Origin of the sequence: Zooshikella ganghwensis (genome assembly GCF_018263875.1) — a bacterium.
Taxonomy (GTDB): Bacteria; Pseudomonadota; Gammaproteobacteria; order Pseudomonadales; family Zooshikellaceae; genus Zooshikella; species Zooshikella ganghwensis.
In genome coordinates this window covers 47596-60348 of sequence record NZ_JAEVHG010000013.1, presented here as the reverse complement: position 1 = coordinate 60348, position 12753 = coordinate 47596, and the positions used below count along the sequence as shown (strand labels likewise).

At 40.2% G+C, this 12753-nt stretch carries 10 protein-coding genes and 1 tRNA gene; 6 read left to right on the top strand and 5 right to left on the bottom strand.

What is annotated here, in order from left to right:
* Positions 1–36 precede the first annotated feature (36 nt).
* Positions 37–1032 (bottom strand): ribonuclease Z, encoded by a 996-nt coding sequence (locus tag KHS79_RS17150; RefSeq protein ID WP_212720564.1) that lies wholly within the window; start codon positions 1030–1032, stop codon positions 37–39.
* Positions 1033–1144: 112 nt separating this feature from the next.
* Here KHS79_RS17150 and KHS79_RS17145 point away from each other — a divergent pair, with 112 nt between their 5' ends.
* Together KHS79_RS17145 and KHS79_RS17140 are read left to right on the top strand one after the other, a co-directional pair.
* The gene (locus KHS79_RS17145) at positions 1145–1768 is read left to right on the top strand and encodes an alpha-ketoglutarate-dependent dioxygenase AlkB family protein (RefSeq protein ID WP_212720562.1); all 624 of its coding nucleotides are present in this window, start codon (positions 1145–1147) and stop codon (positions 1766–1768) included.
* Positions 1769–1889: 121 nt separating this feature from the next.
* Positions 1890–2225, top strand: a complete 336-nt coding sequence (locus KHS79_RS17140) for a hypothetical protein (protein WP_212720560.1) — start codon at positions 1890–1892, stop codon at positions 2223–2225.
* 93 nt (positions 2226–2318) lie between these two features.
* Here the strand turns inward: KHS79_RS17140 and KHS79_RS17135 are convergent, their stop codons facing one another.
* A complete protein-coding gene (locus KHS79_RS17135; RefSeq protein ID WP_212720558.1) occupies positions 2319–4634 on the bottom strand; it encodes an immune inhibitor A domain-containing protein in 2316 nt (771 codons plus the stop codon).
* 563 nt (positions 4635–5197) lie between these two features.
* A complete protein-coding gene (locus tag KHS79_RS17130) occupies positions 5198–5449 on the bottom strand; it encodes a hypothetical protein (RefSeq protein WP_212720557.1) in 252 nt (83 codons plus the stop codon).
* A gap of 491 nt (positions 5450–5940) precedes the next feature.
* On the opposite strand from KHS79_RS17130, the gene glsB reads away from it, so the two are divergent.
* Positions 5941–6861 carry a glutaminase B gene (gene glsB / locus KHS79_RS17125; RefSeq protein WP_233468478.1) on the top strand — a complete coding sequence of 307 codons (921 nt, stop codon included), beginning with the start codon at positions 5941–5943 and terminating at the stop codon, positions 6859–6861.
* Positions 6862–6925: 64 nt separating this feature from the next.
* Here glsB and KHS79_RS17120 read toward each other — a convergent pair whose 3' ends face one another.
* Entirely contained in the window at positions 6926–7759 is an 834-nt protein-coding gene (locus KHS79_RS17120) for a dienelactone hydrolase family protein (protein WP_212720554.1), read from the bottom strand.
* A 202-nt stretch (positions 7760–7961) separates the two neighbouring features.
* On the opposite strand from KHS79_RS17120, the gene msrA reads away from it, so the two are divergent.
* Together msrA and KHS79_RS17110 are read left to right on the top strand one after the other, a co-directional pair.
* Positions 7962–8585, top strand: coding sequence for a peptide-methionine (S)-S-oxide reductase MsrA (gene msrA / locus KHS79_RS17115; RefSeq protein ID WP_212720551.1), 624 nt, complete (start codon positions 7962–7964; stop codon positions 8583–8585).
* Between the two features lie 1294 nt (positions 8586–9879).
* The gene (locus KHS79_RS17110; RefSeq protein ID WP_094787772.1) at positions 9880–10161 is read left to right on the top strand and encodes a ComEA family DNA-binding protein; all 282 of its coding nucleotides are present in this window, start codon (positions 9880–9882) and stop codon (positions 10159–10161) included.
* A gap of 17 nt (positions 10162–10178) precedes the next feature.
* On the opposite strand, the gene KHS79_RS17105 is transcribed toward KHS79_RS17110, so the two are convergent.
* Positions 10179–10254, bottom strand: a tRNA-Asn gene (locus KHS79_RS17105).
* A 340-nt stretch (positions 10255–10594) separates the two neighbouring features.
* Between KHS79_RS17105 and uvrB the strand changes: the two genes are divergently transcribed.
* Complete coding sequence (gene uvrB, locus KHS79_RS17100) at positions 10595–12610, top strand: excinuclease ABC subunit UvrB (RefSeq protein WP_212720647.1); 2016 nt, start codon at positions 10595–10597, stop codon at positions 12608–12610.
* Positions 12611–12753: the final 143 nt, after the last annotated feature.

Sequence of the window (12753 nt, the reverse complement as noted above, 5' to 3'; positions counted from 1 at the left end):
AATCCGAATAAGCAGATAAAAAGTGGTCTTTTTAGTCTACTTATGTGCCGTATAAGAGGGGAGGTGTTGCGTTAATTTTCCCTCACGATCTAAGTGAAGCTGGACAAAGTCATTTGCTAAAAACAGCTGGCCTGAAAAATATTGTCGAGCTTCATCAACCACACGCTGTAAAGCGTGTGGTTGATCCATAAACCGAGCACTGAAGTGAGTTAACACCAAATTGGGTAATCGAGCCTTTTCAGCTATTTGGGCTATGCCACTGGCGGTTGAGTGACTAACATGTCCTTGAATAGCTGCACGCATCTCTTCTGTCATAGTTGCTTCATGTACTAATAAATCACAATCAATTAACGATGTCTTGAGGCATTCCGGCTTGTCATTGTCCCCACCAATGACAAACTGCCGTGGTTTGGGGGGAGCAGCAATGTAATGATTGCCACTTACCTGCCGACCATCATCTAAGGTAACTGTTTTGCCTTGCTGGAGTTGCTGGTAAATAGGCCCTGGTGGAATACCATCTGCTTTGGCTTTAGCAACATCAAATCGCCCAGGTCGTGGTGCTTCCGTAAAGCGATAAGCGAAACTAGGAATTGAGTGGGAAAGTTCGACAGGTTTTACACTAAAGCCTGAGAAATCCCAGTGTTGCCTTTGCCAGTTTTCAGTTGAGAACTCTATGAGCTGCAATGGATAGCTTAAATTGAGCTCTGTAAGCTCGATAATAGTTTCAACAAGGCGTTTGGTTCCTGGTGGTCCAATGACGGTAAGCGTTTGCTCTCCACCGCTTCCCTGTAAGGAGCGGCTGGCAAGTATACCAGGTAGACCATAGCAGTGATCACCATGAAGGTGGGTTAAGAAAATAGTGTTTAAGCGGCTTAGGGTTAACTCACTTTGCATAAGTTGATGCTGGGTTCCTTCACCACAGTCGATCAAGACCCAGTTTCGTTGTTGAGGAAAACGAATGCCTAAAGCGGTAACATTCCGTTTGGGGGTGGGTACACCTGCCGCTGTACCTAAAAAATGAAATTCAATCATAATAGTCGTTCTTATAAATAACAGCGGCTTGGATTTTACTCTGACTATCTCTTTAGTAAATATATACCTTCGGTATAATTTTTGTTGTGCCTTTTAGTTGATCATGTAATTAATGATGCTTATGGTGGCTGCGACGTTTCAGTGGTTATTGATGCAAGATGGTGAGGTAGGCTACCTTCCCGAACTATTTAGCTTATCTGAGCAGCAAGCTTATCTTCTGTATTTCCTGAATAATGTGGATTGGCAGGCGGAAACGCTGACACTTTTTGGTAGGCAAGTTGTTGTTCCTCGAAAGGTAGCTTGGTATGGCGACCCAGAAGCTATTTATTCCTACAGTGGTCTACAGCATCAACCTTTGCCTTGGACAACACAACTCACAGCCATCAAGCAAAGAGTCGAAAGGGTATGTGGTCAGCATTTTAACAGTGTACTGCTGAATTTATACAGGAATGGATCAGACTATATGGGATGGCATAGTGATGATGAACCTGAGTTGGGGGATCAGCCAGTTATTGCCTCAGTGAGTTTTGGCGCCAGTCGCGATTTTCATCTTCGCCATAAACAGTATAAGAAAAACAGGCTGCCAGTGGTTAAGCAGACCCTCCCAAGTGGTAGCTGTTTATTAATGCAAGGTACTACACAACATAATTGGCAGCATAGTTTACCCAAGCGAAGCCTCAGGACTGTGAATGAGCCACGCGTAAATTTGACATTTAGATGGGTTAATTCAACCTGAGTAGAACAAAGCCAAAAGATAATAGTGAATGCTTTATTGCTTTAGTAGTTTGGCGGTTAATTGTTTGTTATCAATAACTAGGTTGTTATTGTTAAGTAATTTAAAGAATGAATAAAGAGAAATGAGTCAGCTTTTAAAAACGCCACCTCGACCAGAAAAGTGTCAACTGTGTGATCGGCCTGAGCAGTTAACAAAACACCATTTAATTCCACGTACATACCACAGCCGTCGTCAATTTAGAAAACTATTTACTAAAGGTGATATGGTTACTCGTATTTTGTGGGTGTGTACACCTTGCCATAAAAATTTACATGCGACAATCTCAGAGAAAACCCTTGGTTTAGAGTATAACTCTTTGGAAAAGCTGTTAAATAATGTCGAAATTGCGAGATTTGTTGCCTGGATTAAAGATAAGCCGGTTGGGTTTAAACTCAAGGTAAATAGAAAGGCCAAATAAAAAAGTTCTACCTTTAGTCACGAATGTCACTAAAGGTAGAAATATACAAGTAGATAAAAGCGTTTCGTTTAACTTATTAGCGTATTACTATGTTTATTGGGTAGAACCCCACAGGTTATCATCAAAGCGCCGTAACATAACGCGACCTACTGTTTGGTCTTCACTTTGGCCTGTCACTTCAAATGTTAAACCCAGTTCAGGGAGTTTTTTCCCTGCATCAGGAATAGTGTCGTTAATATAACGTAACCGGTCAAAGAACACAGGGTCGCTGTATCGAGCCTGATCAGTGATGATTTTTCCTTTACGCTCAATATTAAGTGATGACTGCAGGTTATAACCAAATGCGGCATCTTTTAACTGGTAACGTGTTTCTGCCACAGTGCCATCCTTCCAGTGAACAACAGACTGGTCCTGGTCAACAACCCCTAAGAAGCCTTCACCAGGATGGACGCCAACCCAGTTATCTGTATGGCTATGGTCGACGTACCATACGACTAAGCCTGGATCAAAGCTCATGAGACCTTTGCCGCGATTAATATGAGCTAACCCCATATCTATTCCATCATGGTTGCGCCACTCAAGCAGATAGTAGTTTTTCGCTAAAAGGTAACCTGGGTCTTTTCTAAATCCAGCCATTTCAAATGAGGAACTATCTCCTTCTACATCATCTTTTAAAACGATAACATTTCCATCTACAACTTGAATATCATCTATAAACCAGCCTGGTCGACTTACGCCACCGTCAGTCATGTAGTTAAAGGTGAGAGTTACGGTCTGTCCGGCAAACTGGCTTAAGTCAAACTCAGCATCAATCCAGCCACCTGAGCTTCCTGTTACGCCAATACCAAAACCAATACCATTTGGATCAAAGTCAACGGTGATATTACCCGCGATCGGTTTGCCATCAACAAGCACCCGAGCATAGTCATAACCTTCTTCAATTTCGTACCAGGTTTTGAAGATTAGCTTGGGCTGACTGGTTTTGGTCAGCGGTAGTGAAACAGTCATGGTGTTATTTAAGTTGTCACCGCGATCACTGTAGTAGGCATAATGTCCACTTGCTGGGGCTGTAATGTGGATGCGTTTATCTGGAAGATTAATTCGTAGATAATCGTTGTGAGTACCTTTACTACTTGCCTGGTCCAGGAAGAACGTCATACCCCATGGAGTAATAGTATCTACGTCAATTGATGTACCTTTTAACCAATTACCACCAATATTGGCTTGCAGAAACTCTCTCGCGTATGGGCTAAAGCCTGTGGGCTCTGTACCAGGAATTAATCCTGCCCAACTACCACTGGACATGACTGACCAATACGACACAGGCTCACCTTTACCTGAGTATTCTGTATCATATTCATCAGGAAGACCTAAGTCGTGACCATATTCATGGGAGGTTACCCCCGCAGCTGCATCGATTGGTTGAATGGTGTAATCATAAGCAGCCATTTTCCCTTGGTAACGGTCAGAGCTATTGTTGTTTGAGCCAGGAATGACAAAAACGTCACCTAGATCCCAGCGGTGTGACCAGATAGCATCCTCGCCTAAATCACCACCACCGGCTTCCTCTCCAACGCTGGCATGGAAAATCATCAAGTGATCAATGACACCATCAGGTTCACGGTAGTTACCATCATTGTCATAATCATAACGATCTTCTTGGTCAAACCAGGACAGATCAATTTCTTTTGCAGCGGCTTCCAGAGCCTCCCGTACTAATTCACGAGCACCTTGAGAGTTCGCGTTAGCACCATAATAACGAGCACTCTTGCTAGCCGTATACCAGCCAACTACTTTACCATTCACGGCATAACTGCTACCGGACTGAGCTTTGTAAAACTGACGCATCGATAGTAGGTTTTCACCATTAGGTCCTTCGTAGCCGGTTGGTGAAAAGAGGAGGTCTTGATAATGCTGGCGATGATAGTCTTCATAATACATGTCGGTGGACTCTTGCGTCACTGTATTATGCAAGTAATCAGGAAAGTCGACGAGTATTGCCAGAATACGATCAGTGGTGACACTGCCATTATAAGTTTCAGGCTTAAGCGGTGTGAGCTGGTCAGTAAAAATACGATCGTTAAGGTTATTTTTACTAGAAGAAAAGTTTTTAGCTCGTTGTTTTTGCGCCTCTGAACGTTTATTGGCTAGATCAGCCCACTCTCCAGGAGGTAAGCTATTAAACTGAGCTTTTTTATTGGCGAGGTACTTTGATAATGCCTGTTTTTCCTCTTGTGTCGTGGCAGTAGCTGAAAGTTTGCCGGATTTTTTCAGCATGTTAATGAGTTTTTCGTTATCAGCTAGTGGTAAATCAAAAGGGTGTGAGTGGTGAACACATTTACCAACAGCCAAGGAGCTAAACAGAAAAGAACCTGCTAGCAGAGAGATCATTACTCGCTTTTGAAACACGTTAAAACTCTCCCGGTTTTTATTATTAGTGTGAGCATAAAGTATTTTCCTTAACGCTAAAGACAAATAGCAGAACAGATTTCATGTACCCTTCGTGAATCATTTTTAGGGTTTATTGTCAGTGTAATGACCTGTCCTAAAAAAACTTCATGTTGGGTATATCATCGTGTTTTGTGGTGACTTGCTTTAGCCATTTTTGAGACATTAGAGTGGCTAGTTACAAACATAATCAACCTATCTACTAACTACATTATTTAGCTTAATAAGGAAGATTTGGAGCTTGGCTTGTTTATCCTTTTTATTCTGACCACTTATTGAGAGTATTTCCTTTTGGGAGTATAGGAGACGATATTACTGTTACCGCCGTTCTTTCCCTTTGTTAAGGGGTAAGCACTATAAATGAAACCAAAATAAATGATCCTTTTGTATTGTATTGCCAAATACTATTTTCAAATGGAAAACAAGCCCTTCTTCTAAGCGTTTGTTATAACAAAAATATTATCTTGGAGACAAGAGTCGTAAGGTTTTTTTTTGGATATGCAGTTATCTTAATTTAGTATGACTTAAGGTTCATTTTTTTGGGGTGGTTTCTTTTTAGAATCCTTAAAAGGTTTTCTGCGCTGCTTGATATAGTCTTTTACTGCTTGCTCTGTTTCTTTTTCTGTTGCTGTCATAGGAAGTTTTCCGGACTTTTTAAGCATCTCTGCTATTTTATCAAAATTTTCGACTGGTACGTCAGCTTGAGTTGTTGTGCTAACCACTGTAAGTAAGACTAGGAAAAAAGTAGGTTTTAGCAGAACGGTTAAACACTTCATTGGAAACTCCCTTATGATGCTATCAATATAATGTGCCTATAGGTGATGTTGACTATACCATGCTCTAACTGATAGCTGTGATGGATATGGTAAAATCTTTATTTTGGTTAATATAAATAATATGTTTACATAAAAACTAATTAAAGTACTTTTATGTAAAGTTAAACTTGATGCAAGATTGTAAAGGCAAGGTTTGGGTTTGCATTAGGTGGTTATATTACTACGAAACTGCACTTTAACCTTATAAAAAATAGGATATAACGAGAGCATTTATATGTGTTGCGAGGATGGGAGTAGTACTAATTAAAAAACAACGACATATTTAGTATGAACTTTTAGCGTTGATTGCTTAGCATGGATGGTTTGGTATCTCTCGCCCTGAATTTCTGTAAATAATTTGTACCGAATTGCAGTCATTCTCTTTGTTATCATGTATGATTGCCTCCCCCTATCAGGCAGGACTATTTATGCAGTGGAGAGGTAGTTGGAACATGCCAAGTAACGATATGCTTGAAGATATTCTTACTGAGGTCAGCCCTCTTTTGGGACAAGGTAAAGTAGCCAATTATATTCCAGCTTTAGCAAAAGTCAGCGCAAACAAGCTAGGAATCGCAGTATGTACTGTTGATGGAGAACTCAGTTATGCAGGGGATGCGCTTGAGCCTTTCTCAATTCAAAGTATATCTAAGGTATTTAGTTTGACCCTTGCCATGAATAGAGTGGGGGATGACTTGTGGACAAGGGTTGGTAAAGAGCCATCAGGGCAGTCATTTAACTCACTCAGTCAGCTTGAGTATGAGCATGGTATTCCCCGCAACCCGTTTATTAATGCAGGTGCGCTTGTGGTGAATGATATCCTTCAATCTCGATTATCTGCACCTAAACAGCAGTCATTAGCGTTGGTACGTCAGTTGTCAGGTAATAAGCGTATTATGGCTGATAAGTGGGTAGCACGAAGTGAATATGAACATACGCATAGTGCACGAAATGCGGCAATGGCTTATTTGATGAAGTCCTTTGCGAATTTTAACAATGAGGTTGACCAAGTACTACAAAGTTATTATCTGCAATGCGCTTTTATGATGAGTTGTGTGGATTTGGCTAAAGCTTTTGTCTATTTAGCAAATAGAGGTCGCCCATTATTTGGTGATAAACCAATACTTTCACCTAAGCAAACTAAACGCTTAAATGCCTTATTAGCGACAAGTGGTTTGTATGATGCTGCAGGGGATTTTGCTTACCGAGTAGGTATGCCAGGGAAAAGTGGCGTTGGTGGTGGGATCATTGCCATCATCCCTGGTGAGTTGTCGGTTTGTGTGTGGTCACCCGCGTTGAATGAGGCGGGTAACTCATTAGTGGGGACTGCAATGCTGGAGACGTTTACCACAAAGTTGGGGCGCTCAATCTTTTAGCTATCACTTATGCTTAAGCCTAAGTGGCCATAAGTTGTAGTAAATGTACGGCATATCATTTTAATTATGGTTCATTGGGAATAGGCTCAGGCATTGCTCGTTCAAATTGAACAGCAAGAAACTCAAGTAATTTTTGCCATGAGTCTTGGTCGGCTTCCGCATTATACCCGACGGGTAGGCTAAATTGTTTTGCAATCTGGTCTGCTGCAGGGTTGGTAAAACTATGTTTGGCGTTTGGATAGTTATAGAGTTTAAAGTTCGCGTTAGCTTTTTGCATTTCCTGCTTTATGGCACTAATGTCGTCTGTTGTTATCATTTTATCGTCAGCACCATTAAAAACTCGAACAGCTGCCTTTAAGCTTGATGCTTGGGCGGGCTTGCCAACAGGCTTTAAGCTGCCATGGAAACTTGCTACGGCAGTTAAAGGCTCTCCCATTCTTGCCATTTGTAATACAACGCCGCCGCCAAAGCAGTAGCCTATTGCTGCAATTAATGCTTTGTCTGCTTTTGGATGCTGTTTGATAGTATCTAATGCGGCTTGAAAACGCTTTTGTGCAATTGGCCACTTTTGTGTTGCTTCTTGAGCAAATTTTTTTGCGTTGTCAGGGTGTTCAGCTTTCTTTCCTTCCCCATACATATCAATGGCAAAGGCCAGATAGCCTGCTTCAGCTAACATGTTAGCTCTTTTCATTGCATAATCGTTTAGACCCCACCACTCATGAACCACAATAACCACGGGGCGCGGGCTTGGAAATGTTTCGCTGAAAGCAATATACCCTCTCATTTTGTGTCCATCTGTCGTTTGATAGTGCACTATTTCATGTTTTACCGCTGACAGGGCGGGAAAGGGGAGTAACAATATAAGAGGGAAGATAAATCTGGCGAAGTTGTATTGCATACTTTTATTCTCCTTAACACTAAAACGGCCCATAAAATATTGTTTTGTCACTATTCTGATATGTGAACGAGACAAGCCGATGACACTTTTCATTGTGACTGAGAGTGAATGAACTGTTGGCAGGTAGGACATGATATTGAGAGTGATTTTCAGTTAATGTACTGTTTGTGATAATTCATGCTTAAGAGGTGTTTGCTTGGAGATGAATAAAAATAAACTACTCAGTGCTCAGGAGACTATCCCTGATCGCACCATGTCGATAGAAGTTGCAAAAACTCATGTGGTAAATGGTAATAAGATGATGGAGCCTTTTCCTGATGGGCTTGATATTGCAATGTTTGGTTTAGGGTGTTTTTGGGGGGCTGAAAAGCGGTTTTGGTCGGTGCCTGGTGTGTACTCTACTCAAGTAGGTTATGCCGGAGGGGTGACTAAACATCCTACTTATCAAGACGTATGTACGGGTTTAACTAATCACGCAGAGGTTGTGCGAATTATTTATGACCCAAAGCAAGTAGATTATAAAACGCTATTGCAGATTTTTTGGGAGTCTCATGATCCAACGCAAGGAATGAGGCAGGGGAATGATAGCGGAACACAGTATCGATCAATAATACTGGTTTATTCAAATGAGCAGCGTCACGCTGCATATGAAAGTTTACAACATTTTCAACAGCGTTTAAGTGATGCAGGGTATGGTCAAATAACCACAACAATTGAAGATGCACCACCATTTTACTATGCAGAAGACTACCATCAACAGTACTTAGCTAAGAATCCTGGAGGCTATTGCGGTTTAGGAGGAACGGGAATTACTTGCGGGAATTGATTGTAACTTATTGTTTTATAAAGATATTTTTTATTCTTAGGATAAAAAAAACCCTGATCCTAGTTGGGATCAGGGAGCCTACTCATACAAAACTAACCTTAGAGTGTGAGACTAAATAGTAGTAGAAGCAGTAGTGCTACCAAAGTCGTAACTTTACTGTTACTACTACGCCATGTACGTATCGACGGTTTTGATTATATGTATGTTTACTACAAAAATGCAAATTTTTTTGTAGTAAAGGTAAAAGTATCTGCTTTTTATGAGAGATTGGTAATTTTACAACATTGATGTAAGTCAAATTTTCTTTTTGGGGACAAAAAAATACCCTGACGAGAAAGGGGGAGGAGGATCGTCAGGGTTCTAGCTTCTCTGATGAGATAGTAAGGGAGTAACTCAACGCGAGGTTAATGTTAGTTGAGAACCTTATTTATTTTTATGCGTAGCTCTACGAAATTAAATACGTTATTTACCTACGGCAAAGAAAAAATCACGTACATGAATAACCAATTTTTAAACTTAAAGGCATTTAATGTTTTAATTGTTTTAGAAACGAAATTTACTATTACTTTGTGTGGAAAATTAAAATGATCCAAGTCATAGTTTGATGTATTTTGGTCTGGGTTGTTTAAAGTGTGTGTTGTAAATAAATTTCATTAAATTGTGTAAGGTTTAAAAAAAACACAGTTTCTCTATGCCATGAAAGAAAAAGAATCTTTTTATAAATATATAAAATAAGTTGGCAGGTCTTATAAGAAAATTGATTTAAGTCAATTTGTTGTAATGGGTTTCTCTGAAAATGCACTTTTTTCGAAATGGCTGTATCAGCACTATACTCAGATCTTCATGTACTCTTTATACACTGTAATCATCCGTGTAGTGCTTCCTTACTTTAACAAAAAAATCACTATTTTTAGAGATGCTATGAAGTTATATATACTTAAAAATAAAGATATATTTATAGCGAGGTCTTTCTATTTATAAGTTCTCATCAAATTGTATTGACTGTTTGATTTGTACTAAATTGTTTTCTCGCTTTTAAGAAAAATATTAAATGAATAGTGTATTGATCTTTCCTCTTTCATAAAGATTAATTCTTATAGCAAAACCTTATGTGATTAAATTCCATATTTTGATTTTTTGTGTTGGTTGAGTAGTGTACAGGCCGAATGTTAGTTGGTAACTTATTGCACGAAACCAACCACTATTTTGATCTTAAGGAAAAGGTTAAAGGAATTTAAATATTAAATAACGGCAAGGATGATTGGGTAATTTAATTTTTTAAAGGATTTTTCCGATGAAAAAAATATTCATGGTATTGTGCATGGTATTTACGCTTGTAGTTGCACCATTTTCTTTTGCTAATGAAGAGGCTGCGGCTTTACAAGCAATTAATATTAATACGGCAACTGCTGAGCAAATTGCGGATGCGCTAGTGGGGATTGGTCCAGCAAAAGCACAAGCTATAGTCGAGTATCGTGAAGAGTTTGGTGCTTTTGATTCTCTTGATGATGTTGAGCAGGTAAAGGGTGTAGGTAAGAAAACGCTAGAAAAGAATCAAGGGAAAATAGAGTTCTAAGTACAAAATATATAATTTGGCTCCCCGAGCTGGACTCGAACCAGCGACCCAATGATTAACAGTCATTTGCTCTACCAACTGAGCTATCAGGGATCCCCAAAAGAACGGCTGCTATACTAATCGTAGTTGACGTAGACGTCAATACCCTACATAGGCATTATATAACTAAAAGTGCAATTCTGTTGGGTTTGCAATTTCTAGCCCCAAACTTAATTGATTTAAGTTTGGGGCTTTTTAATAGGCTTCTCAGAATGAGTAAGCTTATATCTATATGTACTGTAAAATACAAAGAGTGATGCTGTAGTTAAAAAGTGATTTAGTTACTGTTTAAATCAGAGCCTTTCAATGAGAGTATAATAGACGATTGCAGGCAAACATTGCTCAAACAGGTTAAAGTACTGCCTAAGTTCAGGTTTTCGTTGAGAGGCTAATGATGAGTAAAGCATTTCATGTGGAAGCTAACTATCACCCTGCTGGTGATCAGCCGAATGCCATTAAGTCTCTAGTAGGGGGTATCGAAGCGGGGCTTGCATCGCAAACTCTACTGGGTGTGACCGGATCTGGTAAGACCTTCTCAATAGCAAATGTGATTGCGCAAACTCAACATCCCACCTTAGTCATGGCTCACAATAAAACATTAGCCGCTCAGCTATATGGTGAATTCAAAGCGTTTTTTCCGAATAATGCGGTTGAATACTTTGTTTCTTATTATGACTACTACCAGCCTGAAGCTTATGTTCCTGCTACAGATACATTTATTGAGAAAGATGCATCTATCAATGACCATATAGAACAAATGCGCCTTTCAGCGACTAAAGCGATGATGGAGCGAAAGGATTGCATTATTGTCGCGACGGTTTCAGCTATTTATGGCTTAGGTGATCCAGATAGCTACTTAAAAATGCTTTTACATTTAAGTAGGGGAGACCAAGTTGATCAGCGAGCTATTTTGCGTCGTTTGGCTGAACTGCAGTATCAGCGTAATGATGTTGAGTTACATCGAGGAACATACCGGGTAAAAGGCGATGTTATCGATATCTTTCCTGCCGATTCCGATATTGATGCAGTTCGAATAGAGTTATTTGATGAAGAGATAGAAAATATCTCAGTCTTTGATCCCCTTACTGGGGTTGTTACTGCTAAGTTACCAAGAGTGACCATTTACCCAAAAACACACTATGTAACACCAAGAGAAATTGTGCTTAGTGCTGTTGACCAAATAAAGGTTGAGCTAAAGGAAAGATTAGCTCAGTTAAGAAAGGCTGATAAATTGGTTGAAGCGCAACGACTGGAGCAGCGCACCCAGTTTGATATTGAAATGATGATTGAGCTGGGTTATTGCAGTGGCATTGAAAATTACTCCCGTTACTTGTCAGGACGTAAGCCAGGTGAGCCGCCTCCAACATTATTCGATTATTTGCCTGACGATGCTTTACTGATTATTGATGAGTCACATGTGACGATTCCACAAATTGGTGCTATGTATCGAGGTGATCGCTCCCGAAAAGAAACGCTTGTCAATTTTGGTTTTCGCTTACCTTCTGCACTGGATAATCGCCCACTGAAGTTTGAAGAGTGGGAGGAACGTTCACCCCAAACAATTTTTGTATCTGCGACACCTGGAGACTATGAAGCTCAACATGAAGGGCAGCGTGTTGAGCAAGTGGTCAGGCCAACCGGTTTGATTGATCCTGAGATAGAGGTTCGACCTGCAACGTCTCAGGTTGATGATTTGCTTACCGAAATTAACTTGCGTGTAACTAAGTTGGAAAGAGTTCTGGTTACGGTCCTTACTAAGCGAATGGCTGAGGACTTGACTGAGTACCTGGCTGAACATGATGTTAAAGTGCGTTACTTACATTCTGATATTGATACTGTAGAGCGTGTGGAAATTATTCGTGACTTGCGATTAGGCACCTTTGATGTATTGGTAGGGATAAACCTGCTACGAGAAGGGCTTGATATGCCAGAGGTTTCTCTTATAGCAATCTTAGATGCAGACAAAGAAGGGTTTTTACGCTCAGAGCGCTCACTAATACAAACCATTGGTCGTGCTGCGCGAAATATTAATGGTAAGGCTATTCTTTATGCTGACAGAATGACTGGATCGATGCAGCGAGCTATTGAGGAAACAGAGCGACGCCGTAGTAAACAGTTAACGTATAATAAGCAAAATAAGATTTCGCCCAAAAGTGTTCAAAAGTCTGTGGCGGATATCATGGAAGGAGCGGTCATTCCTGGAAAGCGTAAACGAGGTGAGAGACGTAAAGTAGCAGAATCTAAAAAGGATTATGCTGTTGCTGCACCGTCTTCCCCTCATGAAATGGTTAAGTTGTTAAAAAAACTTGAGGAAAAAATGTATCAGCATGCAAAGGACTTGGAGTTTGAGCAAGCTGCTGCGGTTAGGGATCAGATCACAAAGCTAAAACAAAGTACGCTCCTGCAATAAGAATTCCATGTTGATTGAATTACACTTGGTGTCCATTGAATTGGTGTATCCCTTTTAGTGATTAAGTGAGGCTAGGTGCTTTCTTTTAAAGATTGAAGTGAAGGGGTACAGTAGATGTATTTGGTATTTCTCATGATATGGTA

Coding starts and splice junctions, on each gene's coding strand:
- KHS79_RS17140 (WP_212720560.1), top strand. CDS start 1,890: ATGAGTCAGCTTTTAAAAACGCCACCTCGACCAGAAAAGTGTCAACTG.
- KHS79_RS17110 (WP_094787772.1), top strand. CDS start 9,880: ATGAAAAAAATATTCATGGTATTGTGCATGGTATTTACGCTTGTAGTT.
- glsB (WP_233468478.1), top strand. CDS start 5,941: ATGCCAAGTAACGATATGCTTGAAGATATTCTTACTGAGGTCAGCCCT.
- KHS79_RS17145 (WP_212720562.1), top strand. CDS start 1,145: ATGATGCTTATGGTGGCTGCGACGTTTCAGTGGTTATTGATGCAAGAT.
- uvrB (WP_212720647.1), top strand. CDS start 10,595: ATGAGTAAAGCATTTCATGTGGAAGCTAACTATCACCCTGCTGGTGAT.
- KHS79_RS17130 (WP_212720557.1), bottom strand. CDS start 5,449: ATGAAGTGTTTAACCGTTCTGCTAAAACCTACTTTTTTCCTAGTCTTA.
- KHS79_RS17150 (WP_212720564.1), bottom strand. CDS start 1,032: ATGATTGAATTTCATTTTTTAGGTACAGCGGCAGGTGTACCCACCCCC.
- msrA (WP_212720551.1), top strand. CDS start 7,962: ATGAATAAAAATAAACTACTCAGTGCTCAGGAGACTATCCCTGATCGC.
- KHS79_RS17120 (WP_212720554.1), bottom strand. CDS start 7,759: ATGCAATACAACTTCGCCAGATTTATCTTCCCTCTTATATTGTTACTC.